Raw genomic sequence first — 26,779 nt, 5'->3', positions numbered from 1 at the left:
CCTTCAGGTCAACGCACCGCCGACTTGGCAGCGCGCAGCAATCGATCAGACAAATCTCCCGGGCCGAGCGCTCTTGCGAGTGCCAGACCTCCCACCATCAAGGCCACGTCGGCCAGTGCTTTGTCGGTGTCCTCGGGACTGGACGCCAACTGCGCAATCATCAATTCCAGGTGTTCGTTCAGCGCGATGCGGAACGATTCCGGCAACCGGCCCAATTCGCCGATAGACGCCGGAATCGGACACGCCGCGTCACTGGAATCACGATGTTTGCGTGACAGGTAGAAAGCAGCCACCAGGGCGCGGCGCTCTTCTCCGGTCAGTTCGGCGTCCATGTCGGCAATCAGGTCGCGGCGGCGACCGAGCAATTGCTTGAACGCTTCGAGCATCATGGCGTCCTTGCTTTCGAAGTGTGCATAGAAGCCGCCGACGGTCAGGCCGGCTGCGCCCATCACTTCGCCCACGCTCGGATCGGCCGGGCCACGCTGAATCAGTGCGGCGCTGGCAGCCTTGAGGATGCGTTCGCGGGTTTGAGCTTTTTTATCGTTCATCGTTGCCTCCGAATATTACGATTAGAATATTATTCGCATAATAATAATCTGCAAGTCAAGAATATGACCGCTGGTCTGAAGCACAGTGTAAGGAAAAAGGAGAGTTGGCCAAACGCCAGACAAACAAAAGGGCCATTCAATAATTGAATGACCCTTATAAAATCCCGCAGAGCGGGTAATCGTGGCGTCCCCTAGGGGACTCGAACCCCTGTTACCGCCGTGAAAGGGCGGTGTCCTAGGCCACTAGACGAAGGGGACACAAACCTTCTATACAACTGATCAGTGCTGAGAGCTGATCGATTCAAGGCCGGTGTGGCCAGACCTTGAACGTGTAAATTGGTGGAGCTTAGCGGGATCGAACCGCTGACCTCCTGCATGCCATGCAGGCGCTCTCCCAGCTGAGCTAAAGCCCCGGATTTTTCGCCTCGCGGCGGAGTGACATCTTGCAACATCACTTCTGTAAAACTGGCGTCCCCTAGGGGACTCGAACCCCTGTTACCGCCGTGAAAGGGCGGTGTCCTAGGCCACTAGACGAAGGGGACGCAAACCCTTCTATACAACTGATCAACGCTGAGTGTTGATCGATTCAAGTCCGGTGTGGCCAGGCCTTGAAGTGTAAATTGGTGGAGCTAAACGGGATCGAACCGTTGACCTCCTGCATGCCATGCAGGCGCTCTCCCAGCTGAGCTATAGCCCCTCATCGTTGATGTCATCGCTGAGGACGGGGCGAATCTTAAGGGCGTATCGAAAGCCTGTCAAACTTATTTTTGAAATTTTTCAAAGTTTTTCGTCGGCATAACAATCACTTACCGCCCTCCCCCCGTAAATTCGGGAGAAGCGCCGAAGGCACGATCAAAAGATCGCAGACTTCGGCAGCTCCTCCAGAGAACAAAAACGCTTAGGCGATAGCGCCCAGCAGCTTTTCCCACTCTTTGTTTTCTTTCTTCGACACGCCGCCCAACAGGTCAATCGCCTGACGCAGACGGAAACGGGTCAGATCCGGGCCAATGATTTCCATGGCATCGAGCACCGATACCGAACTCGCCTGCCCGGTGATCGCAGCAAACATCAGCGGCATCGCATCGCGCAGCTTCAATTCAAGGGATTCAACCACTGCCTGAATTGTCGCCGTGATGTTGTCCTTTTCCCACTGACGCAGGCTTTCCAGCTTCCACAGAATCAACTGCATCAACTGACGAACCTGATCGCCCGAGAGCTTTTTCGATTCGAACAGCTTGGCATCCGGATTGACGCCACCAGCGAAGAAGAAGCCGCCCAACGGCGCAACCTGGCTGAAGGTTTCAACACGACCCTGAACCAGCGGCGCGATCTTCATCATGTATTCCGGGTTCAACGCCCAGGTCTGCAAGCGGCTGGCAAACTCTTCCACCGGCAGATCGCGCAGCCACTGGCCGTTGAGCCACGACAGCTTCTCGATGTCGAAAATCGGCCCGCCAAGGGACACACGCGTGAGATCAAAGTTGTCGACCATTTCCTGCAGCGAGAACTTCTCGCGCTCGTCCGGCATCGACCAGCCCATGCGACCGAGGTAGTTGAGCATCGCTTCCGGCATGAAGCCCATGCGCTCGTAGAACGTCACCGACGTCGGGTTCTTGCGCTTGGACAGCTTGCTCTTGTCCGGGTTTCGCAGCAGCGGCATGTAGCACAGCTCTGGTTGCTCCCAGCCGAAATATTCGTAGAGCAGAATCAGTTTCGGCGCCGATGGCAGCCACTCTTCACCCCGCAGGACGTGGGTGATGCCCATCAAATGGTCGTCGACCACGTTGGCGAGGAAGTACGTCGGCAGGCCGTCGGTCTTCATCAGCACTTGCATGTCCATGCGATCCCACGGGATCTCGACGTCGCCACGGAGCATGTCCGGCACCACACAAACGCCTTCGCTCGGTACTTTCATGCGGATTACGTGGGGTTCGCCGGCGGCCAGACGGGCTGCGACTTCTTCTTTCGACAGCAGCAGCGCGCGACCGTCGTAGCGTGGAGTTTCGCCGCGTGCCATTTGCTCGGCGCGCATCTGATCGAGTTCTTCAGCGGTGCAGAAGCATGGGAACGCATGGCCCATGTCGACCAGTTGCTGGCAGTACTTCTGGTAAATGTCGCCGCGTTCGCTCTGGCGATACGGGCCGTGCGGGCCGCCAACGTCCGGGCCTTCGCTCCAGTCGATACCCAACCAGCGCAGGGCGTCGAAGATCTGCTGTTCGGACTCGCGGGTCGAACGCAACTGGTCGGTGTCTTCGATCCGCAGGATGAACTCACCGCCATGCTGCTTGGCAAAGCAGTAGTTGAACAATGCGATGTAAGCGGTACCTACGTGGGGATCCCCGGTAGGCGATGGCGCGATGCGAGTGCGGACGGTGGTCATGGCATGTCTCGAAAAGAATGAAAAGCAAAACAATCAAGCGGCGAATGGTAACAGGCGACACCTGCCCGGCTCCAGCAGGCAGGGCATTTAAGCCAAGTTTGCGTCTGTAACGCCCGTAAGCCGTGATGAATGGGCAAATATCAGCAGATGGCATTTACCGTTTATCGGCTGTATGCCAGATTCGCCGGCTGATAACTTTCCTTACAATTCCTCGACTACAGTTTGCCCATGCCTGCCCAACTCAAGCGTCGCCTGTTTATTTTCCTGCTGCTCGTCCTGCTGATCGCCGGGGGCTTCTTCGCCCATTGGTTTTTCAAGGGACGCTTTTATGAAAGCACCGACAACGCCTATGTCCAGGGCGAAATCACCCGTGTGTCGAGCCAATTGAGCGCGCGCATCGATGAAGTGCTGGTGCAGGACAATCAGCACGTGGAAAAAGGCCAACTGCTGGTGCGCCTCGAACCGAATGATTTCCGCCTCGCCGTGGACCGCGCCAATGCCGCCCTCGCCACCCGTGAAGCGGAACGCCTGCAAGCGCAGAGCAAGCTGACCCAGCAATCGAGCCTGATCGCCGCGAGCGATGCGCAAGTGGCGACCACGCAAGCGACCCTTGGCCGTTCGCAGATGGACTTGTCGCGCGCCGAAACCCTGCGCAAACCCGGCTACGTGTCCGAAGAGCGCGTGACCACCCTTTCCGCCGACACTCACATCGCCCGCTCGCAAGTGGCCAAGGCGCAGGCCGACGCACAGGGCCAGCGTCAGCAGGTCAACGCCTTGAACGCGGAAATCAAACGCCTCGACGCACAGATCGCCAATGCCCGCGCCGATCTGGCGCAAGCCGAACTCAACCTGACCCGCAGCGAAATCCACGCGCCGATCAGCGGCCTCGTTGGCCAGCGCGCCGCGCGCAATGGCCAAGTGGTGCAGGCCGGCGCCTATCTGCTGTCGATTGTTCCGGACGAAGACATCTGGGTGCAGGCCAACTTCAAGGAAACCCAGATCGGCCACATGCAGCCGGGACAAAAAGCCGAGCTGACCTTCGATGCCTACGGTGACACGCCGATCGAAGCGCGGGTCGAGAGCCTGTTCGCCGCATCTGGCGCGCAGTTCAGCCTGTTGCCACCGGACAATGCCACCGGCAACTTCACCAAAGTTGTGCAACGGATCCCGGTGAAACTGACCTTCAAAGCCGATAACCCGCTGCACGGCAAAATCCGCCCGGGCATGTCCGTCACCGCCACCGTGAATATCAAAGACGCCCCAGAAGATGGCCGGTGATTCACTGATCCGCCCGGTCGGCGAACCGACCCGGCGCGACTGGATTGCGGTGATGAGCGTGATGCTCGGCGCCTTTATGGCGGTGCTCGACATTCAGATCACCAACTCGTCGCTGAAAGATATTCAGGGCGCGCTGTCGGCGACGCTGGAAGAAGGTTCGTGGATTTCCACCTCCTATCTGGTCGCGGAAATCATCATGATCCCGCTGACCGCATGGCTGGTGCAGTTACTCTCGGCGCGCCGCCTGGCGGTATGGGTGTCGCTGGGTTTTCTGGTTTCGTCGTTGCTGTGTTCGATGGCCTGGAGCCTGGAGAGCATGATCGTCTTCCGCGCCATGCAGGGCTTCACCGGCGGAGCGCTGATCCCGCTGGCATTCACCCTGACCCTGATCAAACTCCCCGAGCACCATCGCGCCAAAGGCATGGCGATGTTTGCCATGACCGCGACGTTCGCGCCGTCAATCGGCCCGACGCTGGGCGGCTGGCTCACGGAAAACTGGGGATGGGAATACATCTTCTACATCAACATCCCGCCGGGCCTGATCATGATCGCCGGTTTGATGTACGGGCTGGAGAAGAAAGAAGCGCACTGGGAACTGCTGAAAAGCACCGACTACACCGGCATCCTCACGCTGGGCATCGGCCTCGGGTGCTTGCAGGTTTTTCTGGAAGAAGGCCATCGCAAGGATTGGCTCGAATCGAGCCTGATCGTGACGCTGGGCAGCATTGCGCTGGTGAGTCTGATCACCTTTGTGATCGTGCAGATTTCCAAACCCAATCCGCTGATCAACCTAGGCATTCTGCGTAATCGCAATTTCGGTTTATCGAGTATTTCCAGCCTGGGCATGGGTGTCGGATTGTACGGCTCGATCTATTTGTTGCCGCTGTATCTGGCACAGATCCAGAACTACAACGCCCTGCAGATCGGCGAAGTGATCATGTGGATGGGCGTGCCGCAGCTGTTCCTGATTCCACTGGTGCCGAAGTTGATGAAGATCATTTCGCCGAAGTGGCTGTGTACGCTCGGCTTTGGTTTGTTCGGGCTGGCGAGTTTTTCTTCGGGCGTGCTCAACCCGGATTTTGCCGGGCCGCAGTTCAATCAGATTCAGATTGTGCGGGCGCTGGGGCAGCCGTTGATCATGGTGACGATTTCGTTGATTGCCACGGCGTACATCCTGCCGCAGGACGCGGGATCGGCGTCGAGCCTGTTCAATATTTTGCGTAACCTTGGCGGCGCGATTGGCATTGCCTTGCTCGCGACATTGCTGGATGCGCGCACCAAGACTTACTTCGATTATTTACGTGAGGCAGTCGTGCCGACCAACCCGCAGGTGGCGGAGCGGCTGGCGTCGATGACGGATCGCTTTGGCAATGACACGGCGGCGTTGGGCAAGTTGAGTGAGATCGTCCATCAGCAGGCGGCGATCATGGCTTACAACGATGCGTTTCATTTTGTCGGGATTGCGTTGGGGATCAGCATGCTGGCGATTTTGTTGACCAAGAAATTGCCGCAAGGGCTGAAGGCTGGGGAATCCCACTGATTTTTGCTGTGTCTGGTCTGGCCCCATCGCTGGCAAGCCAGCTCCCACAGGGATTGATGGCGAACACAAATTTTGTGAACACCAAAGAAACCTGTGGGAGCTGGCTTGCCAGCGATGAGGCCCGACCAGGCAACATCAATCAAACCGCCAAAAGCCGCTCGCGCAGTTTGGCAATCTCATCACGCATCTGTGCCGCCGCTTCAAACTCCAGATCCCGCGCCAACTGATACATCTTCTCTTCCAGCGCGCGAATGCGTTTGGTGATCTCGCTCGGCGAGCGCAATTCGGCTTCGTATTTGGCGTTTTCTTCGGCGGCTTTGGCCATGCCTTTGCGCTTCTTGCTGCGCGAGCCCGGCACGGTGGCGCCTTCCATGATGTCGGCGACGTCCTTGAATACACCTTTCGGGGTAATGCCGTTTTCCAGGTTGAAGGCAATCTGCTTGTCCCGACGACGTTCGGTCTCGCCAATCGCCCGCTCCATCGAACCGGTCATGCGGTCGGCGTAGAGAATCGCCCGGCCATTGAGATTTCGCGCCGCGCGGCCAATGGTCTGGATCAGCGAGCGTTCGGAACGTAGAAAACCTTCCTTGTCGGCGTCGAGAATCGCCACCAGCGACACTTCCGGCATGTCCAGACCTTCACGCAGAAGGTTGATGCCGACCAGCACATCGAACGTGCCAAGGCGCAGGTCGCGGATGATTTCGACGCGCTCAACCGTGTCGATGTCCGAGTGCAAATAACGCACGCGCACGCCGTGATCGGCAAGGTAATCGGTGAGGTCTTCGGCCATGCGCTTGGTCAGCGTGGTGACCAGCACGCGCTCTTCGATCGCCACGCGCTTGGAGATTTCCGACAGCAGATCGTCGACCTGCGTCAGCGCCGGGCGCACTTCAATCTGCGGATCGACCAGGCCGGTAGGACGCACCAGTTGCTCGACCACGCGTCCGGCATGCTCGGCTTCGTAATTGCCCGGCGTCGCCGAAACGAAAATGGTCTGCGGGCTAACCCCTTCCCACTCGTCAAAACGCATTGGCCGGTTATCCAGCGCGGAAGGCAAACGGAAACCGTATTCGACCAGGGTTTCCTTACGCGAACGGTCGCCCTTATACATCGCGCCGACCTGCGGCACGCTGACGTGGGATTCGTCGATCACCAGCAAGGCATCCGCTGGCAGGTAATCGTAGAGCGTTGGCGGCGCCGCACCGGCCGGACGCCCGGACAGGTAGCGCGAGTAGTTTTCGATGCCGTTGCAGTAACCCAGCTCGAGAATCATTTCCAGGTCGAAACGCGTGCGCTGTTCGAGGCGCTGGGCCTCGACCAGTTTGTTGTTGCTGCGCAGGTATTCAAGGCGCTCCTGCAATTCGACTTTGATGTGTTCGATGGCGTCGAGCAAGGTTTCCCGTGGCGTCACATAGTGGCTCTTCGGGTAGAACGTGAAGCGCGGCATCTTGCGGATGACTTCGCCGGTCAGCGGATCGAATGCGGAAATGCTCTCGACCTCGTCATCGAACAGCTCGATGCGGATCGCCTCCAGATCGGATTCCGCCGGGTAAATGTCGATCACATCGCCACGCACGCGGAAGGTCGCGCGGGCAAAATCCATATCGTTGCGGGTGTATTGCAGGTCGGCCAGGCGCCGCAGCAATGCGCGTTGATCGAGCTTATCGCCGCGATCGACGTGCAAGACCATCTTCAGATAGGTTTCCGGGCTACCCAAACCGTAAATGCACGACACCGTGGTGACGATGATCGCGTCTTTTCGCTCCAACAACGCTTTGGTCGCGGACAGGCGCATCTGCTCGATGTGGTCGTTGATCGACGCATCCTTCTCGATGAAGGTGTCGGACGACGGCACATACGCTTCGGGCTGGTAGTAGTCGTAGTAGGAAACGAAGTATTCGACGGCGTTGTTCGGGAAGAACGCCTTGAACTCGCCATACAACTGCGCAGCCAAGGTTTTGTTCGGCGCAAGCACCAGCGTCGGGCGCTTAATCTGCGAGATGACGTTGGCAATGCTGAAGGTCTTGCCCGAGCCGGTCACACCGAGCAGCGTCTGGTGCGCCAGCCCGGCTTCGATGCCCTCCACCAATTGGCGAATGGCTTCCGGTTGATCGCCGGCGGGCTCGAAGCGGGTGACGAGCTGGAATTCGGACATATACACCTCTGGAATCGCGGCGTTCCGCGCAAAGCGGAGCACCACGGGGACGACCGCAAACGACCGGTGTCGCGCAAGAAAAAACCTGGATTGTGCTCAATGTGGTGGCGATTGCCTGCCCTTTCAAGGCAAACGTCCTACATCCGGTAAAGTCTCTGACACGGTCAATCGACTAACGGTCAAGAAATAATCGCAAAAACTTACCTGAAAAGCCGAATCGCCTGTCGCCATGGCTCGCAGATGGCCTCTATACTAGCTCCCCGTTTGTGCACCGCTCTAGTGCATTCGGCTGGAGCGCGACACGTCCCTCCACACTCCATTCAGAGCCGCCGTAATAATGAGCCTGTTCTCCGCTGTCGAAATGGCACCCCGCGATCCAATCCTGGGCCTCAACGAAGCATTCAACGCCGATACCCGGACCACCAAGGTCAACCTGGGCGTTGGCGTTTACTGCAACGAAGAGGGGCGAATTCCACTTCTGCGCGCCGTTATTGAAGCCGAGACGATTCGCGTCGCTCAACACGCTTCGCGCGGTTACCTGCCAATCGATGGCATCGCTGCCTACGACCAGGCTGTGCAAAAGTTGCTGTTCGGCAATGACTCGCCGCTGATCAGCGCCGGTCGCGTCATCACCACTCAGGCCGTCGGCGGAACCGGCGCACTGAAAATCGGTGCTGACTTCCTCAAGCAACTGCTGCCGAACGCCGTCGTGGCGATCAGCGACCCAAGCTGGGAAAACCACCGCGCGCTTTTCGAAACCGCTGGTTTCCCAGTGCAGAACTACCGCTACTACGACGCTGCCACCCACGACGTCAATCGTACCGGCATGCTCGAAGACCTGAACGCCCTGCCGAACGGCTCGATCGTTATCCTCCACGCTTGCTGCCACAACCCGACCGGCGTCGACCTGACCCCGGCGGACTGGAACAACGTGCTGGACGTCGTCCGCGCCAAAGGTCACGTGCCGTTCCTCGACATGGCTTACCAGGGTTTTGGTGACGGTATCGACGAAGACGCCGCAGCCGTGCGTCTGTTCGCGGAATCCGGTCTGACTTTCTTTGTATCGAGCTCGTTCTCCAAGTCGTTCTCGCTGTACGGCGAGCGCGTTGGCGCCCTGTCGATCATCAGCGAATCGAAAGAAGAAAGCGCGCGCGTGCTGTCGCAGGTCAAACGCGTGATCCGCACCAACTACTCCAACCCGCCAACCCACGGTGCAAGCATCGTCGCTGCGGTGCTGAACAGCCCGGAGCTGCGTGCGCAGTGGGAAGCCGAGCTGGCTGAAATGCGCCTACGTATTCGCGGCATGCGTGAGCAGATGGTTGACCTGCTGGCGGAAAAAGCGCCAGGCCGCGACTTCAGCTTCGTCGGTCGTCAGCGCGGCATGTTCTCCTACTCGGGCCTGACCACTGAACAAGTGCATCGCCTGCGCAACGAGTTCGGCATCTACGCGCTGGACACCGGCCGCATCTGCGTGGCGGCGCTGAACCAGAGCAACATCAAGGCTGTGACGGATGCGATCGTTCAGGTCATCTGATTTCGCTGCGTTATGAAAAACGGGAAGCCTTGGGGCTTCCCGTTTTTTATTTGTCCCGGGAAATGCTCCATACCCTCTAGACTGCACACAATCCAAATTGTGGGAGCGAGCTTGCTCCCACAGGTTATGCGTACATCCGAGTATTTTGTGAGAAGCCCAATGAAAAATGACAACCTGCGCGCCGACCGTGACGATCTGGATGATTTCATCCCGCGCGCCTCGGCCAAACGCGAAAAAAGCCTGGTGCTGCAAGTCGCAGCCGGGGTGTTTCTCGGTGGCCTGGCACTGTGGCTGGTGCAACTGGCGGCCACTGCGGTCTACGCCAAACTGTTGCTCGGCACGATTACCTTCGGCAGTTAAGCCAGTTCGGTCGCGCGCTGAGCGGCAGCATCGTCATAGACGACGTACAGCGATTCGGCGACCTGGCTTTTGATCGCTTTGGTACTTTCCAGCCCGAGGACGAAACCTTCAGCCTTGCCGCCTGCGCGGTTCAATTCCTCGGCAGTGCTGGCTTGGGTGATTGCCTCGAAGAGTTTCTCGGCGTGCGGCCCTACCCCTTTGGGCAGGCTGATTTGCGTGGTGCTCATGCGAACACCTCGTTGTTGCGGGCAGAAAGTTTCATGGCGCGTACCTTTTCTCGGCGAATGGCCGGCAGCGCGTGTGACCACTTCCGGGCGGCCATGGTAGACCTCTCGGGCGGTTCTGGTAATCGCCAATCGCTGACAAATCACCGTCTGTCCTGACGAATCACAGTTTTTTGCACCTCGCGCTTGACTTCTCTTTTTGAATCAGTAACATACGCACCAATTCCGCAATAGCTCAGTTGGTAGAGCAAATGACTGTTAATCATTGGGTCCCTGGTTCGAGTCCAGGTTGTGGAGCCAAATAGCAAAGCCCCTGAATCGAAAGATTCAGGGGCTTTTTTGTGGGCGTTCGAAAACATCAAAAGATCAAAAGATCGCAGCCTTCGGCAGCTCCTACACAGGTCTCATTTTCCGCCCATTTTGCGGATGACGCTGAACCTGTAGGAGCTGCCGAAGGCTGCGATCTTTTGATCTTCAAACAAAAAGGGCCGACCTGTGTTCAACAGGTCGGCCCTTTTCTATTCAGGCACAGTCGTCAGACGTGCTCGCTGGGTCTCACCTGCACCTTCGGCGCACCATGCCCATGGTCGTGCTCATCCGGCTCGATCACCGGCACTTCATTGCCGTCGCAGTCATGCAGTTTGCCGTCGCTGAAGTAATCGCCTTCACGCAGCGCATCCAGATCGCGATAACGCAGAGTCCGCTCTTCCGCCGCCGCAAACACCGACTGCTGATCCGAGTTGCCCGCCGTGAAGTGGTTGAACGCCAGGTTGAGCAGAATCGCCATGATCGCCGACGAGCTGATGCCCGAGTGGAAAATGGTCGCGAACCAGCTTGGGAAGTGATCGTAGAAATTCGGCGCGGCAATCGGGATCATGCCGAAGCCGATCGAGGTCGCGACAATGATCAGGTTGACGTTGTTGCGGTAATCAACCTTCGACAGCGTGCGGATGCCACTGGCTGCCACCGTGCCGAACAGCACGATACCGGCGCCGCCGAGTACCGACGTCGGCACCGCCGCAATCACCCGCCCCATGAACGGCAGCAGACCGAGGATCACCAGGAACACACCGCCGGTGGCCACCACGTAACGACTCTTGATTCCGGTCACCGCGACTAGCCCGACGTTCTGGGCAAAGGCGCTCTGGGTGAACGAACCGAAGATCGGCGCAAACATGCTCGACAGCATGTCGGCGCGCAGACCGTTGCCCAGACGCTTCGAATCGACCTTGGTGCCGATGATTTCACCGACGGCCAGGATGTCCGCCGAGGTTTCCACCAAGGTCACCATGACCACGATGCACATCGACAGGATCGCCGCGAAGTGGAAGGTCGGCATGCCGAAGTGGAACGGCGTCGGGAAGCCGAACATCGGCCCGGTGGTGACGTTGGAGAAATCCGCCATGCCGAGGAACACCGCCAGCACCGTACCGATCACCATGGCCAACAGGATCGACAGACGCGAGATGGTCGAGCTGCCAACCTTGCTCAGCAGCAACACCAGCACTAGCGTAACCGCCGCCAGACCGATGTTCTGCATGCTGCCGAAGTCCGGCGCGTGGCTGTTGCCACCCATCGCCCAGCGTGCAGCCACCGGCATCAGCGTCAGGCCGATAGTGGTGATGACGATACCGGTCACCAATGGCGGGAAGAACTTGGTAATGCGCGAGAACACCGGCGTGATCAGCAAGCCGATCAGCGATGCCGCGATGACGGCGCCAAGCACCGACTGGAAGCCACCCTCCCCGCCGCTGCTGACGATCGCGACCATGGTCGCCACACCGGAGAACGACACGCCCTGAACCAGCGGCAACTGACAGCCAAAAAACGGCAGACCCAGGGTTTGCAGCAGTGTCGCCAGCCCCCCCGCAAACAATGAAGCAGCAATCAACAAACCAATGTCCGCCGGCGACAGCCCGGCAGCCTGACCGATGATCAGTGGCACCGCGACGATACCGCCATACATGGTCAGAACATGTTGCAGGCCGTAAGCCATATTCGCGCCGACCCCGAGATTCTCGTCCTCGGGCCGTTGGTGTGAAACATGGGGCGTTTTCATGGTGGGGGGTTCCCTGGTTTTTGTTATGCGCACACTGTATTCAATACTCGTGACAAATGTCCATAGAGTTGTATACAACTTATCAGTCACAAAATGGATAGGTAGCCACCCAACCTTCTAGCCTGCGCCTTCCATCTCCCACAAATCCGGCAACACATCCCCTCCGTCGTCCGCGCCTGCTCCCACTACGCTGAAGTGTTCACGGCGACCGACGGTGCGGTCGCAGCCTTTTTTATGCATATAAAGTATGCATAATGCAGTCAATCGAAATTCAATACGACAGGCATGACCGATGAAAGACGAACATGACTTTTCCCAAGGCAAACGTGGCGCCGTGGCGTCAAGCAAGGGCAAAACCCGTATCACCATCATGCTTGACGATGCCGTCATCGACGCGGCGCGGACCGTGGCGGAAAACGAGGGTTTCGGTTATCAGACGGTGATCAACAACACCTTGCGCCATGCCTTGCTGGATAACGAACCGCAAGAACAGGCCGAGCACTCGGCGCAACTAAAGAAAGGCATTACCGCCGCCGACCTCAAGAGTCTTGAGAAACGATTGTCGGCAGCGGCCGGGGAAATCCGTCGGGTTCTGGAGCCTGACGCCAAGCCTTAGGCTTAGAGCGGAGCAATCACCCGCTCAAGGGAATGCCTTACATGCGGCGAGTCTGGCAGGTGAATCTCGAACTCCTGCGCCAACAACTCGATCAGCGCCGAAACGTCGGTGACTTCGCGCCGTTCGCTGTCCGCGCCCATGCGGTGGATCGCGAAGCTGCCGTTGTTCAATGTCTTGCGCCAGCCATCGCCCGTGCGCGCGGCCATCAGCCGCTGGGCGAACGGCGATTGCGAATGGGTCGAGACGTACCAGTTGCCAATCGTGTAATCGATGTCTTCCTGGCGCTGCAGGTCGAACAGGTACATTGCCCGCCACTCACCCGCGACATTGGCGCGCAGCATGTAGCCATCCGGCTGCCGTTCGAGGCGATAGGGTTCGTGCGGGGTGGCTTGCTCGGCTTCGCTGTCGAGCAGCAGTGGCGCGGTCGGCACCATGCCACCAAAGCCGACGTCGGTGATGTAGCGCACGTCGTCGAGGGTCACCAGGCTCAAGCGGTGCGTGCGTGCCGTCCAACTGCCTTCCGGCTGATTCATCACTACACGCCCGCTGATGGCCCGAGCGTCGAAACCGAGTTGGAGCAACAGGGCAAAGAACAGGTTATTCAACTCATAGCAATAACCGCCGCGCCCACCGAGCAGGACTTTGTCTTCAATGGACGGCAGATCGATCAACACCGGCGCCCCGGTCACCGTTGCCAGATTCTCGAATGGAAATACGCCGGTGTGGCGCAATTGCAACTGACGCAAAGTCTCCAGCGTCGGTGCCGGCGGCGTGTCGAAACCCAAACGTTGCAGGTACAGCTGCAGATTCGTCAGGCGTGGCTCACTCATTGCTCGATCCTTATGCATGGGGCCGCAGGTGACTGCGTTGATAGTCGCCATGTATACGGGATCCGGCAGCGTTTTCGACAATTGATTTCGCCAATCGCCTGCTAGCGTTTCTTGCGTGAACCAATACGAATCCACGTCGGTGCATGGTCACTGGCGTGCGGCTCATTACGCACCCAGGCGTCTACTCCGGCCTCATGCAGATAAGGACTCAACGCCGGATTGAGCAACAGATGGTCGATGCGCAAACCGGAGTTGGTTTGCCAGTGCTGGCGGAAGTAATCCCAAAAGGTATAGAGGCGATCTTCGGGATACAGATGGCGCAGTGAATCGGTCCAGCCTTGATCGAGTAAACGCTGGTAACACTCTCGGCTCTCGGGTTGCAGCAGCGCGTCCTTGAGCCAGGATCGGGTGTTGTAAATGTCCATGTCCGTGGGGACGACGTTGTAATCACCGGCCAGCACCACCGGGTGATCGCTGCTTTGCAGATCTTTTGCGTGGCTGATCAGCCGCTCGAACCAGGCCAGTTTGTAATCGAATTTCGGCCCCGGTTGCGGGTTGCCGTTGGGCAAGTAGAGGCAACCGACCAGCACGCCGTGCACCGCCGCTTCCAGATACCGACTGTGCTTGTCATCGGGATCGCCCGGCAGACCGCGGCGGCTCTCCAGCGGTTGCGCGTCACGGGCGAGAATCGCCACGCCGTTCCACGCCGCCTGCCCTTGCCAGATCGCGCCGTATCCGGCGGCTTCCAGTTCGGCGGCGGGGAATGCCGTGTCGACTGATTTGAGTTCTTGCAGGCAAGCGATGTCCGGTTGCTCGCGCTTGAGCCAATCCAGCAGGTTCGGCAAACGTGCGCGTAAACCGTTGACGTTATAAGTCGCGATTCGCAGGTTTTTCATCGGCGGAGGCTCCTGCCCATGGGCTGTGAAATTTGTGACCTCCTGATCATCGCGGCGGTTGCATCGGATCGGCCGGCTGCGGCGTAACATGCCGGACGGACGCAAGCGCAACTCGGTGCGCTTCAGCATCATCGACGACGAGTGGCCGCAAGTGCGTCTGCTCCTGGAGCAGAAACTCGCCGGCCACCTGTAAGGCTCAGGCGCGGTTGCGCAGCCATTGCAGGAAGCCTTTTTTCGCCACCACCACCGGCGCTTCCTCGGTCAGCGATTGCGCCTTGTGCAGGCGGTAATCGAGCAAGGTTTTCATCGCATCGCTGATATCGTGGCGAGCGTCGAGGCACGGCTTCAGGTAAGTCTTCTCGATGCGGTACAGGGCGCAGAAGGTTTTCGCGGCAAACTTGGCCGGCACCGAGGAATCGGAAAGGATGCCCGCCTCGCCGATCACTTCGCCCGGGCCCATGCGCCCTGACTCGAACGGCGTGCCGTGGCGGGTCAGCGTCACTGTGACCACGCCCGACTCGATGATGAACAAGTGATCGCTGACCTCCCCCGCCTCCAGGATCGTCTCGCCAGTGCGGAAATTTTGCAGGGTCATGTTCTGGCTGAAGGTGTCTTTCTCTTCCTGGCGCAATGTCGAGAAAATCGGCGAACTGTCGAGCAACGCCCGTGGCCGCGACAGGTTGCTCGGCACACTGGTTTCATTGCTCGACAGCAGATTGACCCCGGACGCCTGCAAGTGTCGGAACGCCAGATCGAACAGTTGATTGCGCACGGCCCGCTTCTCGCCCATCGAGGCGACAAAACCACTGATCTCGTATTCCGCACCGCTGCTTGCGGCGCTTTTCAGCGCGACGCTCGGCGCAGGCGTGTCGAGCAATTGCCGACAGCCCTGCATCGCCCGCTCCAGCGCATCGATCACCGAACTGGGGCGCGCATGAGGGCTGACCTGCACACAGACCGAGACGCCGAACATGTTGCTTGGACGACTGAAGTTGATGATCTTGGCCTTGGCCGCCAACGAGTTGGGAATCACCGCCATACTGCCCTGACTGGTTTGCAGACGCGTGGCGCGCCAGTCGATGTCGGTGACCCGACCTTCGGTGCCGTCGATGGAAATCCAGTCATCCAGTTGATAGGGCTTGGTGGTGTTGAGGACGATCCCGGAAAACACGTCGCTGAGCGTGCTCTGCAAGGCCAGACCAACGATGATCGCCAGGGCCCCGGAGGTCGCCAGCACGCCTTTGACCGGCAGATCGAGCACGTAGGCCAGCGCCGCGATGATCGCGATGAGAAAAATCACCGCGCCGAGCAAGTCCTGCAACAAACGTCCGGTGTGACCGACCCGTTGCATCATCACCGCACCGATCAGCACCGTCAGAGTCCGTGCGCCGAACAGCCACCAGCCGATCTGCAACCCGGTCGCCGCCAGGTGCAGCGGCACGTTATCGGCCCACGGTGCGGGCTCCATCGGGTTGAGGCCTTCGTTGAACAGCAACACACTGAACAAAGTAAAAATCAGCACCCGCACCAGCAACTTCCACTCGCTGCCATGGGAACTGATCAGACGCCACAGACCGAGATCGAGCAGGATCAGGATCAACGCGCAAAACAACGGGTGTTCGGTCAGCAGAGACAGCATCAAACAACTCCGACGAAGGCCAATCGCGAGAAGATCGCACAGATTGGGGCAAGTGTAGGAGCAATTGATTTCGCCGGATGAACCCGCAAGCAAAAACAGAAAAAAACCCCATATGGGAGCGAGCAGTCTCGCTCCCATATGGGGTTTTGTGATGCGGCGCGGTTATCCGTGCATCTGACCAAAGCGGCCGGACTGGAAGTCGGCGAACGCCTGGTGGATTTCCTGCTCGGTGTTCATCACGAACGGGCCGTGGCCGACGATCGGTTCGTCGATCGGCTCGCCGCTGAGCAGCAGCACCACTGCGTCCTGGCTGGCTTCAAGGGTCAATTGATCACCGTCACGTTCAAACAGCACCAACTGCCCTTCCCGCGCCGATTCCACAGCGTTGATCTGCACCGAGCCTTTGAGCACCACCAGTGCGGTATTGCGCCCCTCGTGCAGATCCAGCGTCAACAGTTTTCCGGCGCTCAGGCGTAGATCCCACACGTCGATAGGCGTGAAGGTGCGCGACGGGCCGGTGTGACCATCGAACTCACCGGCGATCAAACGCAGGCTGCCGGCGTTGTCCTTGAGCGCGATGTTCGGAATGTCGCTGTCGAGAATGGTCTGATAGCCCGGCGCGGCCATTTTGTCCTTGGCCGGCAGGTTGACCCACAGCTGCACCATTTCCAGTTTGCCGCCGGTTTTGGCGAAATTTTCCGAGTGAAACTCCTCGTGGAGGATCCCCGACGCGGCGGTCATCCACTGTACATCGCCCGGGCCGATGACGCCGCCACTGCCGGTCGAATCGCGGTGCTGCACTTCGCCGTCGTACACGATGGTCACGGTTTCGAAGCCACGGTGCGGGTGCTGCCCCACGCCACGCCGTTCGGTGGTCGCGGAGAAATCGGCAGGGCCGGCGTGATCCAGCAGCAGGAACGGGCTGATGTGTTTGCCCAGGTTGTCGTAGGAAAACAGCGTGCGAACCGGAAAACCATCGCCGACCCAATGGCCGCGCGGGCTGGTGTAGATACCAATGATGTTCTTCATGGTTGTCTCCATTTGGGTGAGTGACGCTATGGATTAATCATAAATCCAAGACGATTAATGCACTAGACTGCAAAAATCGGCTGCAGTGTTCTATACACAGAACAATCATATGAATCCGGCATAGCGGCATTGGCTTGAATCGGCGGAATCTTCATCGCCAGCAGGGCTAGCTCCCACAAGGGATCTATGGTGTTCACAAGTTCCCTGTGGCAGTTAGCCCCTGCTAGCGATTGGGCCTTTCCAGACAACAAAAAATGAACATCTGATTCATGACTTTTGATCAACACTGCTTTGCCCCACCAGCGGTTTTTCTCACGGATGCAGGCGCGGATACTCCAGACCATTCCCACTGCAACCCCTGGAGTCCTACATGTCTGTTCCCGCTTTCGGTCTTGGTACGTTTCGTCTGCAAGGCCAAGTGGTCATCGACTCGGTCAGCACCGCCCTAGAACTTGGCTACCGGGTCATCGATACCGCACAGATCTACGAGAATGAAGCCGACGTCGGCCAAGCCATCGCCAGCAGCGGCATTCCGCGCGATGAACTGTTCATCACCAGCAAGATCTGGGTGGCCAACTTCGCTCAGGATCGCCTGATCGAGAGCCTTAAGGAGAGCCTGGAAAAACTGCAAACCGACTACCTCGACCTCACGCTGATCCACTGGCCGTCGCCAGACGATCGAGTGCCGGTTGAAGAATTCATGGGCGCCTTGCTGGAGGCCAAGCGCCTGGGCCTGACTCGACAGATCGGTGTTTCCAACTTCACCATCGACTTGATGAAGCAGGCGATTGCTGCGATTGGCGCAGAAAACATCGCGACCAACCAGATCGAACTGCACCCGTATCTGCAAAACCGCAAAGTGGTCGAGTTCGCCCATAGTCAGGGCATTCACATCACGTCGTACATGACCCTGGCGTACGGCGAAGTCTTGAAAGATCCATTGATCGAGCAGATCGCCGAGCGCCTGCAAGCCACACCGGCGCAGGTGACCCTGGCCTGGGCCATGCAATCGGGCTACGCAGTGATCCCGTCGTCGACCAAGCGCGCCAACCTGCAAAGCAACCTCGGTGCTTGCACGCTGACATTGAGTGATGCGGATATGGCCTTGATTGCCACACTGGATCGCAGCCATCGCCTGACCAGCCCGAAAGGCATTGCGCCAACCTGGGATTGATCGCTCAAGCCTGAAGGCGTTGCGCGAGGCCCTGCATGGCCTCGCGCAACGTGTTGATGGCCGGGACAACTGCCACCGTTTCTGTCGCGCGGCAAGCGCGCTCGAGGTCAACACACGCCGACACCAACCGCGCCGCGCCGACCATTTGCGCCCCGCCTTTGATGTGGTGGGCCAGATCACGCAGGTCACTACGATCAGCCTGGTGACTCAAGTCATCAAGACGTTGCAGATCGTTGTGCAGACTGTTCAACACTTCGCTGCGCAAGCGCTCCATCAGCACATGATCAGCTCCGGCCATCTGCTCCAGCGTGCTGAGGTCGATTTCCGTCAGGTCGGGTTCGTCGATCGCATCGTCGTCGCGTTGGCCGTCGCTGACGTTTTCCAGCGCCCGGTGCAAATCACTCAAGCGGATTGGTTTGAACAGGCAATCGTCCATCCCGGCTTCGAAACAGCGCAAGCGCTCCTCAGCCTGGGCATTGGCGGTGAAGCCCAGAATCAAACAGCGCGTTCGATCGCTGACGGCCTCTTCATCACGGATTGCCCGCGTCAATTCATAGCCATTGCAGCGAGGCATGTTGCAATCGGTGATCACCACGTCGAACGGTTGCGCCCTCCAACGCTCCAGGCCTTGGCCGCCATCCTCGGTGTCGACCGTTTGATGCCCGAGTTCACTCAGTTGCCAGCACAACAGCAAGCGGTTCACCGGATGGTCGTCTACCACCAGAATACTCAGTGAGCGTTCAGATACAGCGGCGGCCTCTGGCACCACCCGGCTCGGCACCCGCGCCTCCAGTAACGGCAAATCGAGCTGCACCGCAACCCGAGTGCCGTAATCTGGTTCGCTGTCGAGGCACAGGGTGCCGCCCATCATTTCGCAGAGGCTGCGACTGATCACCAGCCCCAGTCCGGAGCCGCTGCGGGTCGCTTCAGGATTGTTGCCGGCCTGGACGAACGGGCTGAACAACCGTTGCTGATCCTCAACGCTGATGCCGATGCCGCTGTCCTCGATGATCACGCTGACCGCCAGCCGTTCGGCGCCGCTGGCGGTCACGACCAACTGCAGCCTCACCTCGCCCGCGTCGGTGAACTTGATCGCGTTGCTCAGCAGATTCGACAGCACCTGCTTGAAACGCGTCGGGTCGATCAGCACGTCGACGTCACTGTTTGCATCCAGACTGATGGACCAGAGCAAACGCTTCTGCCGTGCCAGGCCTTCGAAGACCCGGCATACCGAGAGCACCAACTCACGCAGATTGGCGCGCTCCGGGGCCAGCGAAAGATGCCCCGACTCGATCCGCGAAATGTCGAGAATATCGCCGATCAACGCGAGTAATTGCTGACCGGCATTGGAGGCCACTTGTATGGCCAGACGATCGGTCACACCTTCTTCGGCACGTTTCAGCGCCAGTTCCAACATGCCGATCAACGCGTTCATCGGTGTGCGGATTTCATGGCTCATGGTCGCCAGAAACGTGCTCTTGGCTCGATTGGCGTCATCGGCGACATCCTTGGCTTGCTGCAACTGCCGCAACCATTGCTGACGCTGGCGAATCTGCCGGCGCTGGAAGCCGATCCACACCAGCGCCAGCACCAGCAGGCCGGCGGCGCCGGCGAATCCCAGCAGAATTTCGCGGCGATGACGCAGCCAGTAGCTGTCTTCGACGACGACATCATGGCTCCAGCGCTCAACCAATTCGTCCATTTGCTGAGGCGCAACGCTGAGCAACGCCTTGTTCAGTATCGAGTGCAGCACCGTAGCCTGTGGCGACGTTGCCAGCGCAATACGCGCCGGTTGATCGCCCACCGTCCCGTAGATGCGTAAACGCTCGCGGTATTGGCGAGCGATCAGATAACGCGCCACCAGCAACGAACTCACCGTCGCATCGACCTGCCCTTTGGCGATCAGCGCCATGCCGGCGGCCGGGCTGGTAACTTCCACCAGACGAATGCCCGGTGCGTGCGCCGACAAATAGGCGCGCAGTGGGTGCCCGCGATAAATCGCTAGGCGTTTGCCTTGCAGATCGTCAAGTGTAAGCGGTCTCTGCCCAGTGGCCGCACCCACCAGCACAAACGGGTTATTCAGGTAGGCACGGGTAAAATGCAGTTCCGCTTCTCGCTCGCTGCTGGGGGTTACCACGGGCAACACGTCAATCTCGCCGGCCTTGAGCTGTTCGATCTGGCGATCCAGCGAGCTCCCGCGCACGATGTCGATGGTCAGTCCGCTGCGTTGGCTGATCAGGCTCAGCAGTTGCGCAGACAGCCCGCTGCAACGGCCGTCAGCGTCAAAAAAAGTCAGCGGCGCGAAATCCTCGATGACTCCGACCCGCACACGCGGATGCTGCTCAAGCCACGCCTGCTCGCTGGCGCTGAGTTGCACCTGCGACTGTTCGGCCATGTCGGCCAGACCTACGCTCCAGCGTTGCTCGATCCGTTGACGCCGCTCCATGGGGATCGCCGCCAGCGCCTTGTCGACGACTCGCTTGAGTCGACCATCACGGCGCAGCAAGGCAAAACCGAAGGGGTTGGCGTCCAGACCCGCCGGCCCGGCCAGTTGCAGGTCATTGCGATAATTGGTGTTGATCAGGTAATTGGCGCTGATGAAATCGCCCAGGTAAACATCATCCGCACCGAACGCGACGGCGCCTAGTGCGTCCATCGCCGAGGGATAGCGCCGCACATCTGCCAGGGGATAGACCCGCTGTACGCGGGCCAGCGGCAGGTAGTCCTCGACGACGGCGATGCGTTTGCCGGCGAGTTCCGCTGGCTGCGGATCATCGACGCGGGTCACCAGCATCGGCTGATCCTCGGCGTAGGCCCTGGACAGCACAATCTCCGGGTCGGCGGTTTCGAATTGGTTGGACGTCCCCAGCAGATCCAGCTCGCCGTCCTTGAGTGCCGCGATCACGGCCTGCCGATTGCTGAAGCGTTGGACTTCGATCCTGACGCCAAGCAATTGCCCCAGCAGCTCGGCGTAATCGGCAGTCAGCCCCTCCAGCTCATGCTGATTGCGGGTGATTTCGAACGGCGGATAATCCGGTCCGGAAACGCCCACGCGCAACACGGGACGCTGCCGCAGCCATTGGCGGTCCTGCTCGTCCAGTCGCAGTTGCACGTTCTCCACACCTGAACGCGTGAGCACCTCGAGAACCTGCGGCGTTTCAGTCGCCTGGCAGATCGCGATGACGCTCAACCACAGCAGGCAGACCCGGCACACCGCCCTCATGCTGGACGACTCAGATCAACTGGTTGCGCTTGGCGAAACCGCGCAAGTGCACCACTGAATTCAACCCGAGTTTTTTCATCAGCCGGGTTTTATAGGTACTGATGGTTTTGTGGCTCAGGAGCATGTCCTCGGCAATCGTCTTGTTGGGCTTGCCTTGGGCCAGTTGCTGGAAAATGCTCAACTCGCGATCGGAAAGCTGATCAATCATCTGCTTTTCGGTGAGTTGCACGGTATTCAACGTATTGACGCTATCGGGCAGCGAAGTGAAATAGGTGTAACCCGACATCACTGCCTGAATGGCTTTGTGCAATTGCTGCAGTTGATTGCTTTTGGTCACATAAGCCATGGCGCCGGCGCGCAGGCAGCGTTCCTGATAGAACAAGGGATCGTGCGAGCTGAAGATCAGCACGCGGCAGTCCAGGTCGTTGGCTTTGATTCGAGCCAGCACATCCAGCCCGTCGAGGGCTGGCAAGCGCAGGTCAAGCACGATCAATTGGGGCTTGAACTCGCGAATCAGCGGCACCACCTCGCTGCCATTGGAGACTTCATGAATATCCTTGAAGCCTTCGGTTTGCAGCACGATCCTGACGGCGGCACGCACCACCGGATGATCGTCGACGATCAGCGCTGACTTCATGGGTTCTCCAGTGCAAGACATGACGATGACGCCACCGCTGTCGATGATTTTTGACGCTGTGGCTGCGCAAAGACTGTTGCACGGAACGGGCTTCGATTCACCTGTCAGACCTGACAGTTGTGCCAGATGAAAATCTATGCATACGCACGTCGCAGCGAGGAAGAGTCCTGCTTCCACCGAGGTGCATCGACCACTGCCATCAGGTGTCGGATGAGCTGGACGCCGGGCAACGCGGCGTGACTGATCTGCACGTTTTCCTGAGCGAAGCCGAGAGCCGCATTCATGGGTGCCGAAGGTTCGTTGTAGATCAATACCTGGCGAACCTGCGGGTTATCGAGGAAAAACCCCAGCAGATCCAGCGAGCCGGACGCCAGCTCGGCATTGATCACCACGGCATCGAACGGTTCGCAGCCATAGTCAACCAGGGTCAACAGTTCCGCGAGGTTTTGCACCGGGGCGACACGGTAGTAATCCAGTGCGTTGAACAAGCGCTCGATTTTCATCCGGTGAAAATGCTGTGGGTCGGCGATCAGAATGCGCAGGGCTTTATTGGTCATGATCAATCTCCCGGTGGTCAGGTGTCTGGATGGCGCAAGACTACGCAAGCCCCAAAGATGCTTCTGTAGGACGTTTCCGAAAAAACCGCTCATTCATCCGAGGTTTGCCGATCGCTGCGCTGGTGCAGCCAACTCAACAGTTCCTCGCCGGGCATCGGTCGCGCGTACCAATAGCCTTGTCCGAGTGTGCAGCCCAAGGCGAGCAGTTCGCGGCGTTGTGCGTCGGTTTCGATGCCCTCGATCACCACGCTCATGCCCAGTGTTTCGCCCAGCGCAAGTGTGCTGCTGATCGCGGCACGGCAGCGTGGCTCGTGTTGAAGGTTGCGAATAAAATCGGCATCGAGCTTGATTTCGTTGAACGGCAATTGGCAAAGCCGCTGCAATGAGGAAAACCCGGCACCGAAGTCATCGATCGACAAGCGGCAACCCATCATGCGCAGGCGAACCAGCGTTTCAAGGCTAGTGGCCGGCGCCTCCAGCAGGCCGCTTTCGGTCAGTTCGAAGGTCAGGCTCGCGCCAGAAGTGGCGTGGCGCGCCAGCAGGCTGCGCAATGTCGACGTCAGTTCACCGCTGGCCAGTTGAACGGCCTGCAGATTGAACGCGACATTCAAAGGGAAGCCCTGCTCGTGGGCGCGACGCTGTACCGTCAGGGCCTGTTCGAGTTGCAGAAACAGCAGCTCGTCGAGCAAACCACAGCGCTCCAGTACCGGCATGAACAACGCCGGCGAGATCACCCCTTGCGTCGGGTGCAACCAGCGGCACAACACTTCGACGCCACAGACTTCACCGCTGTGCAGGTTGAACTTGGGTTGATACCAGGCCTGCAATTGCTGCTCAGCGAGCGCCTGACGCACAGCGGCTTCGTCGGCCAGCTTCATGGCAGCAACAGGTGGTTGCGGCATGGCGGGTCGATTGACGGCTTTATCAAGCAAATCGGCCAGCACCTGAACATGCAACGGTTTGCCGACATCCCCGAGCAATTCCAGGCCCAGTAACGCGACCATTTGATGCACCGCCCGGCGCAGGTCCGCCGAAAGCGAACTGCTGATGATCACTGACTTGACCTGACCTGTGGCGCCGACCCGCTGCAGAAACTCCAGGCCATCCATCCCCTCCATCTGCAAATCGCACAGGGCCACATCGACCGTGCCAACGGCTTGCAGCAGCGCCAGCGCCTGTGCGCCGTCGCTGGCCTCGAAGACTTCGCGACAACCGAGGGTGCGCAGCATGTTGACCGCCACCGAACGCTGGAAGGCATGGTCTTCCAGCACTAAGACACGTAAAGGCAGTTCGGGCATGGGGAATGGCTCGGGCAAGGAATGGAAAGATCGCGCTGGCGCCGACCGCTGGCTGCCATCCTCAGCCAGCGTGTCGAGCCGGGTGAGCGTATGGCTAAACATCAAAAGTGCTCCAGCAAAGGGCCAAGCGTGTCCCGATCGGCTTTACGGATCAGCATCAATTGACGTCGATGGCTGGCGTAAAGCGTCTCGGGCTGCGGCTGGCCCCGGCGAGCGTCATGAATTACGCAGTGGCGAATCTGCGTGTTGGTCTGAAAAAACCGAACAGGGTCCACTCCGGCAGCGACGATCAGTTCAGCGTTGATGATCATCAGATCAAATAGCTCAAAGGGCTCGCAGGAATAATGGGTCAAACCCAGCAGTTCACGAAACGAGTGGACCCGCGTCAGTCCTCGGTAGCCCAGTTCCTTGAAGGTTTGGCCGATTCGGTTTTGCAGCGCAGGCTGCTCGTCAACAATCAGTATTCGCCAGCATTTGTAGGACATATTTTCAACAGTGAGAGAAAAGGTCACCGCTCGTCGTGGGATGGGCGCCACACTAGGCAAAAGAGCCAGCAAAACCTGTAGGACAAATCTGAAAAGACACCAGGAATGCTCTGAGGCAATTTCCAGAGATCAACCACGTCGGAATGAGCCGACGTGGCTGATCTCGATTTACCAGAGGTAGCGATAACCGAGGCTGACCCCGAACGGTTGTTCGATACCCTCGCCTTTGGCGTACTCGGCATCCAGCGAGATTTTGCTTTTTTCACTCACCTGCAACACGCCGCCGAAGCCGAGTTCGACACGGTTGCCCGCAAGCTCGGCATCGAACTTGTTGCCATTGACGCGGACCTTGCTGCTGCCTTTGTGCTCGGTCACGTACGACGCTTTGATATACGGCTGGGCCTTCATGCCATTGCTCAGTTCCAGGCTACGCCCGAACAGCGAACCGACGCGGCTCTGCAACGAGTCCAGATCATCGGATTTGACCCGCAGGCCGTTGCTGGCGGTGTAACTCGCGCCTTCGGTCCGGGTTGCCGTCAGTTCCACTTGTGGCTCGACGAACCAGCCCTCTTTCAGATCGATGCGCTTGCCGACTTCAATGTCGGCACCGATGCCATTGGTGCTGTAGGAACCTTTCACCGCCTGACCGAGATTGGTCGGCGTCTTGATCTCGTTGTCAAAACGGCTGTACTTCAACACGCTGTCGACATACACGCCGTTGTCGTTCAGCCAAGTGGCGTATAGGCCGAACATGCGGCTTTTGATATTGCCTGTGGCGCCTTCACCGAAATCCAGATCCGAACGCGCGGTGCCAAGCATGCCGCCGACGTAGACCTTGCCGTTGTTTACTGCAAACGCCTTGTCGGCACCGATTTCCAGGCCGGTGACATCTTGCGAGTAGGCACGACTGGAGTGTTCGCTGATATCGAATCGCTTGCCGATGGCGCGAGTCCAGATGCCGCCGTCATCCTCGCCCATGCGCAGCTCGCCTAGACGCTTGACCAGCGCGTTCATCTGCGCGCCCCACAAACCGGCACCAGCGGTGTGTGCAGCGATGGCCGCGTTGGCGCCCTTGGACAAATGCTCAGGTGACGGGTCGATTGGCCGTGGTGGCGCGACCGGATCCACCGGATTGACGGGATCAACTGGCGTTACCGGGTCGACAGGCGTTACGGGATCCACCGGAACGTTACCCGCGCTGGCCAAGACCCAGTCATCGCCCTGCTGCTGCAAGGTGTAACGGAATGCACCGGCATCAACGTGTCCGCCGTAGAGACCGAACCTCGCATCGCCACCGTTGGTGTCGACCAGCAGCAAGCGGCCGTCCGACGACATCGGCTCATGCCCAGAATCGCCGACGATCAGCGTGTGATCGCCGCTGGCCTGGCCAACGCCCTGCACCACCAGCAAATCATTCTGCTGACTGGCGATGTCGCTGTTCATCAACACACTGCCACTGCCGGACAGAGCACCGACCGTGAAGGTCTTGAAAGTGCCATCGCTGCTCGGGGCGAAGGCCAGGCGACCACCGTTGAGAGTCAGTGAGTCAACGGTCTTCACCGCATTTTCCATCACGTTGACGGTACCGCCCGTTTCGGCGACCAACCCGTTGGCCTGAGCGTCGGCATACAGATTGACCTGCCCGCCATTGCTGACCGTGCTGTTGTTGGCCGTGCCGCGGCCATAGACGTTTTGCACACCACCGTCGATGAGCGTGTCCGTGGCGATCGCGCCGCCGAACGTGGTGGTGGTTAAACGCTGCTCACCGCCACTGAGAATCCGACTGCCCTGGGATGTGCCCAGATCCGTGAGGATCTGCACCCCACCCTCGTTGACCAGGGTATCCACCGCCGTTGCGGTTAGCTGAACAGTCTGTACCCCGCCCTGATTGATCACCGTACGGTTGGCGAAGCTGTTGGCGGTCTGTACGGTTTGCGAACCGCCATTGAGAACCGTGTCGTTGGCAATGCCGGACGTCGAGACCAACTGCGACCCCGTGGCGCCCACCACCGTGCGGTTGGAAACGCCGCTCTGCACCCGTTGACTGCCGAGTACCGTCGCGTCATTCGACACGCCATCGCGGAACACCGCCTGGGTGCCCGTCAACTCAATCAAGGTGTTGTTGGCGGTGCCGTTATCGCCAACGTTCTGCTGGCCACCGGTAACGGTTTCGCCATCGACCACAGCGCCATTGTTGACGGTTGCAGTGAAGGCTTGCGCATGCACCGGCATCAACATGACGATGGCCAGAGCCAAGGGTGACAGGGTCAGTGCAGGACAGGTTTTTGCCGGGACAATCTTCATGCTTCGTACCTCA

General features: G+C 59.0%; 21 protein-coding genes, 5 tRNA genes and 1 pseudogene. 8 read left to right on the top strand and 19 right to left on the bottom strand.

Annotation, left to right across the window (positions count from 1 at the left end; all coding sequences use genetic code 11):
• Positions 1–8 precede the first annotated feature (8 nt).
• The 6 genes from AC3Y64_RS09940 to gltX form a co-directional block, all read right to left on the bottom strand.
• Positions 9–548: a TetR/AcrR family transcriptional regulator gene (locus AC3Y64_RS09940; protein ID WP_007913421.1), complete on the bottom strand. Its 540-nt coding sequence runs from the start codon at positions 546–548 to the stop codon at positions 9–11.
• 182 nt (positions 549–730) lie between these two features.
• Positions 731–806 (bottom strand) — tRNA-Glu (locus tag AC3Y64_RS09935).
• A 79-nt stretch (positions 807–885) separates the two neighbouring features.
• Positions 886–961 (bottom strand) — tRNA-Ala (locus AC3Y64_RS09930).
• A gap of 53 nt (positions 962–1,014) precedes the next feature.
• Positions 1,015–1,090, bottom strand: a tRNA-Glu gene (locus AC3Y64_RS09925).
• A gap of 79 nt (positions 1,091–1,169) precedes the next feature.
• Positions 1,170–1,245, bottom strand: a tRNA-Ala gene (locus tag AC3Y64_RS09920).
• Positions 1,246–1,446: 201 nt separating this feature from the next.
• Positions 1,447–2,928: a glutamate--tRNA ligase gene (gltX, locus tag AC3Y64_RS09915; protein WP_489987288.1), complete on the bottom strand. Its 1,482-nt coding sequence runs from the start codon at positions 2,926–2,928 to the stop codon at positions 1,447–1,449.
• Positions 2,929–3,156: 228 nt separating this feature from the next.
• On the opposite strand from gltX, the gene AC3Y64_RS09910 reads away from it, so the two are divergent.
• Together AC3Y64_RS09910 and AC3Y64_RS09905 are read left to right on the top strand one after the other, a co-directional pair.
• Positions 3,157–4,206 (top strand): HlyD family secretion protein, encoded by a 1,050-nt coding sequence (locus AC3Y64_RS09910; RefSeq protein WP_489987287.1) that lies wholly within the window; start codon positions 3,157–3,159, stop codon positions 4,204–4,206.
• The gene (locus AC3Y64_RS09905; protein WP_158954619.1) at positions 4,196–5,746 is read left to right on the top strand and encodes an MDR family MFS transporter; all 1,551 of its coding nucleotides are present in this window, start codon (positions 4,196–4,198) and stop codon (positions 5,744–5,746) included. The genes AC3Y64_RS09910 and AC3Y64_RS09905 overlap by 11 nt, the downstream gene beginning before the upstream one ends.
• A gap of 139 nt (positions 5,747–5,885) precedes the next feature.
• On the opposite strand, the gene uvrB is transcribed toward AC3Y64_RS09905, so the two are convergent.
• Positions 5,886–7,901, bottom strand: a complete 2,016-nt coding sequence (gene uvrB, locus AC3Y64_RS09900) for an excinuclease ABC subunit UvrB (RefSeq protein WP_489987286.1) — start codon at positions 7,899–7,901, stop codon at positions 5,886–5,888.
• A gap of 337 nt (positions 7,902–8,238) precedes the next feature.
• Between uvrB and AC3Y64_RS09895 the strand changes: the two genes are divergently transcribed.
• Entirely contained in the window at positions 8,239–9,435 is a 1,197-nt protein-coding gene (locus AC3Y64_RS09895; RefSeq protein WP_489987285.1) for an amino acid aminotransferase, read from the top strand.
• 159 nt (positions 9,436–9,594) lie between these two features.
• Entirely contained in the window at positions 9,595–9,795 is a 201-nt protein-coding gene (locus tag AC3Y64_RS09890) for a hypothetical protein (RefSeq protein ID WP_489987284.1), read from the top strand.
• Here AC3Y64_RS09890 and AC3Y64_RS09885 read toward each other — a convergent pair.
• On the bottom strand, positions 9,792–10,022 hold the full coding sequence (locus AC3Y64_RS09885; protein WP_095188340.1) for a hypothetical protein: 231 nt from the start codon (positions 10,020–10,022) through the stop codon (positions 9,792–9,794). The two genes, AC3Y64_RS09890 and AC3Y64_RS09885, sit on opposite strands and share 4 nt — an antisense overlap.
• A gap of 221 nt (positions 10,023–10,243) precedes the next feature.
• On the opposite strand from AC3Y64_RS09885, the gene AC3Y64_RS09880 reads away from it, so the two are divergent.
• Positions 10,244–10,319, top strand: a tRNA-Asn gene (locus AC3Y64_RS09880).
• Between the two features lie 235 nt (positions 10,320–10,554).
• Here the strand turns inward: AC3Y64_RS09880 and AC3Y64_RS09875 are convergent.
• The gene (locus AC3Y64_RS09875) at positions 10,555–12,078 is read right to left on the bottom strand and encodes a nucleobase:cation symporter-2 family protein (RefSeq protein ID WP_489987283.1); all 1,524 of its coding nucleotides are present in this window, start codon (positions 12,076–12,078) and stop codon (positions 10,555–10,557) included.
• 292 nt (positions 12,079–12,370) lie between these two features.
• Between AC3Y64_RS09875 and AC3Y64_RS09870 the strand changes: the two genes are divergently transcribed.
• Entirely contained in the window at positions 12,371–12,694 is a 324-nt protein-coding gene (locus AC3Y64_RS09870; protein WP_489987282.1) for a BrnA antitoxin family protein, read from the top strand.
• Between the two features lie 2 nt (positions 12,695–12,696).
• Here the strand turns inward: AC3Y64_RS09870 and AC3Y64_RS09865 are convergent, their stop codons facing one another.
• On the bottom strand, positions 12,697–13,524 hold the full coding sequence (locus AC3Y64_RS09865) for an arylamine N-acetyltransferase family protein (protein ID WP_489987281.1): 828 nt from the start codon (positions 13,522–13,524) through the stop codon (positions 12,697–12,699).
• 101 nt (positions 13,525–13,625) lie between these two features.
• Positions 13,626–14,420 carry an exodeoxyribonuclease III gene (locus AC3Y64_RS09860; protein ID WP_489987280.1) on the bottom strand — a complete coding sequence of 265 codons (795 nt, stop codon included), beginning with the start codon at positions 14,418–14,420 and terminating at the stop codon, positions 13,626–13,628.
• A 67-nt stretch (positions 14,421–14,487) separates the two neighbouring features.
• Between AC3Y64_RS09860 and AC3Y64_RS09855 the strand changes: the two are divergent.
• Positions 14,488–14,613, top strand: a pseudogene (locus tag AC3Y64_RS09855) (GNAT family N-acetyltransferase); the annotation flags it as partial.
• Between the two features lie 3 nt (positions 14,614–14,616).
• On the opposite strand, the gene AC3Y64_RS09850 reads toward AC3Y64_RS09855, so the two are convergent.
• Positions 14,617–16,059: a mechanosensitive ion channel domain-containing protein gene (locus AC3Y64_RS09850; protein WP_489987279.1), complete on the bottom strand. Its 1,443-nt coding sequence runs from the start codon at positions 16,057–16,059 to the stop codon at positions 14,617–14,619.
• Between the two features lie 162 nt (positions 16,060–16,221).
• Positions 16,222–17,088, bottom strand: coding sequence for a pirin family protein (locus tag AC3Y64_RS09845; protein ID WP_489987278.1), 867 nt, complete (start codon positions 17,086–17,088; stop codon positions 16,222–16,224).
• 370 nt (positions 17,089–17,458) lie between these two features.
• Between AC3Y64_RS09845 and dkgB the strand changes: the two genes are divergently transcribed.
• The gene (gene dkgB, locus AC3Y64_RS09840; protein ID WP_489987277.1) at positions 17,459–18,262 is read left to right on the top strand and encodes a 2,5-didehydrogluconate reductase DkgB; all 804 of its coding nucleotides are present in this window, start codon (positions 17,459–17,461) and stop codon (positions 18,260–18,262) included.
• Between the two features lie 4 nt (positions 18,263–18,266).
• Here the strand turns inward: dkgB and AC3Y64_RS09835 are convergent, their stop codons facing one another.
• The 6 genes from AC3Y64_RS09835 to AC3Y64_RS09810 form a co-directional block, all read right to left on the bottom strand.
• A complete protein-coding gene (locus tag AC3Y64_RS09835) occupies positions 18,267–21,485 on the bottom strand; it encodes a transporter substrate-binding domain-containing protein (RefSeq protein ID WP_489987276.1) in 3,219 nt (1,072 codons plus the stop codon).
• 10 nt (positions 21,486–21,495) lie between these two features.
• Positions 21,496–22,122, bottom strand: coding sequence for a response regulator (locus tag AC3Y64_RS09830; protein WP_489987275.1), 627 nt, complete (start codon positions 22,120–22,122; stop codon positions 21,496–21,498).
• A gap of 134 nt (positions 22,123–22,256) precedes the next feature.
• The gene (locus AC3Y64_RS09825; protein ID WP_489987274.1) at positions 22,257–22,679 is read right to left on the bottom strand and encodes a chemotaxis protein CheY; all 423 of its coding nucleotides are present in this window, start codon (positions 22,677–22,679) and stop codon (positions 22,257–22,259) included.
• 89 nt (positions 22,680–22,768) lie between these two features.
• Entirely contained in the window at positions 22,769–23,977 is a 1,209-nt protein-coding gene (locus AC3Y64_RS09820; RefSeq protein ID WP_489987273.1) for an EAL domain-containing response regulator, read from the bottom strand.
• Positions 23,978–24,078: 101 nt separating this feature from the next.
• Positions 24,079–24,489 carry a hypothetical protein gene (locus AC3Y64_RS09815; RefSeq protein WP_489987272.1) on the bottom strand — a complete coding sequence of 137 codons (411 nt, stop codon included), beginning with the start codon at positions 24,487–24,489 and terminating at the stop codon, positions 24,079–24,081.
• 141 nt (positions 24,490–24,630) lie between these two features.
• Positions 24,631–26,766: an autotransporter outer membrane beta-barrel domain-containing protein gene (locus AC3Y64_RS09810; RefSeq protein ID WP_489987271.1), complete on the bottom strand. Its 2,136-nt coding sequence runs from the start codon at positions 26,764–26,766 to the stop codon at positions 24,631–24,633.
• Between the last annotated feature and the right edge of the window lie 13 nt (positions 26,767–26,779).

The sequence above is a fragment of the Pseudomonas sp. 4CAES_32.4 genome, from assembly GCF_058136335.1.
Note: the sequence above shows the minus strand (reverse complement) of the source record. Positions and strands in the feature narration are given on the sequence as shown.

What these genes read in the sequence shown, in the direction of transcription:
- AC3Y64_RS09830 (WP_489987275.1), bottom strand. Translation starts at nt 22,122, where the DNA reads ATGAAGTCAGCGCTGATCGTCGACGATCATCCGGTGGTGCGTGCCGCC.
- AC3Y64_RS09835 (WP_489987276.1), bottom strand. Translation starts at nt 21,485, where the DNA reads ATGAGGGCGGTGTGCCGGGTCTGCCTGCTGTGGTTGAGCGTCATCGCG.
- AC3Y64_RS09810 (WP_489987271.1), bottom strand. Translation starts at nt 26,766, where the DNA reads ATGAAGATTGTCCCGGCAAAAACCTGTCCTGCACTGACCCTGTCACCC.
- AC3Y64_RS09870 (WP_489987282.1), top strand. Translation starts at nt 12,371, where the DNA reads ATGAAAGACGAACATGACTTTTCCCAAGGCAAACGTGGCGCCGTGGCG.
- AC3Y64_RS09940 (WP_007913421.1), bottom strand. Translation starts at nt 548, where the DNA reads ATGAACGATAAAAAAGCTCAAACCCGCGAACGCATCCTCAAGGCTGCC.
- AC3Y64_RS09885 (WP_095188340.1), bottom strand. Translation starts at nt 10,022, where the DNA reads ATGAGCACCACGCAAATCAGCCTGCCCAAAGGGGTAGGGCCGCACGCC.
- AC3Y64_RS09850 (WP_489987279.1), bottom strand. Translation starts at nt 16,059, where the DNA reads ATGCTGTCTCTGCTGACCGAACACCCGTTGTTTTGCGCGTTGATCCTG.
- AC3Y64_RS09825 (WP_489987274.1), bottom strand. Translation starts at nt 22,679, where the DNA reads ATGACCAATAAAGCCCTGCGCATTCTGATCGCCGACCCACAGCATTTT.
- AC3Y64_RS09820 (WP_489987273.1), bottom strand. Translation starts at nt 23,977, where the DNA reads ATGCCCGAACTGCCTTTACGTGTCTTAGTGCTGGAAGACCATGCCTTC.
- AC3Y64_RS09845 (WP_489987278.1), bottom strand. Translation starts at nt 17,088, where the DNA reads ATGAAGAACATCATTGGTATCTACACCAGCCCGCGCGGCCATTGGGTC.
- AC3Y64_RS09865 (WP_489987281.1), bottom strand. Translation starts at nt 13,524, where the DNA reads ATGAGTGAGCCACGCCTGACGAATCTGCAGCTGTACCTGCAACGTTTG.
- AC3Y64_RS09910 (WP_489987287.1), top strand. Translation starts at nt 3,157, where the DNA reads ATGCCTGCCCAACTCAAGCGTCGCCTGTTTATTTTCCTGCTGCTCGTC.
- uvrB (WP_489987286.1), bottom strand. Translation starts at nt 7,901, where the DNA reads ATGTCCGAATTCCAGCTCGTCACCCGCTTCGAGCCCGCCGGCGATCAA.
- AC3Y64_RS09890 (WP_489987284.1), top strand. Translation starts at nt 9,595, where the DNA reads ATGAAAAATGACAACCTGCGCGCCGACCGTGACGATCTGGATGATTTC.
- AC3Y64_RS09905 (WP_158954619.1), top strand. Translation starts at nt 4,196, where the DNA reads ATGGCCGGTGATTCACTGATCCGCCCGGTCGGCGAACCGACCCGGCGC.
- gltX (WP_489987288.1), bottom strand. Translation starts at nt 2,928, where the DNA reads ATGACCACCGTCCGCACTCGCATCGCGCCATCGCCTACCGGGGATCCC.
- AC3Y64_RS09895 (WP_489987285.1), top strand. Translation starts at nt 8,239, where the DNA reads ATGAGCCTGTTCTCCGCTGTCGAAATGGCACCCCGCGATCCAATCCTG.
- AC3Y64_RS09875 (WP_489987283.1), bottom strand. Translation starts at nt 12,078, where the DNA reads ATGAAAACGCCCCATGTTTCACACCAACGGCCCGAGGACGAGAATCTC.
- dkgB (WP_489987277.1), top strand. Translation starts at nt 17,459, where the DNA reads ATGTCTGTTCCCGCTTTCGGTCTTGGTACGTTTCGTCTGCAAGGCCAA.
- AC3Y64_RS09860 (WP_489987280.1), bottom strand. Translation starts at nt 14,420, where the DNA reads ATGAAAAACCTGCGAATCGCGACTTATAACGTCAACGGTTTACGCGCA.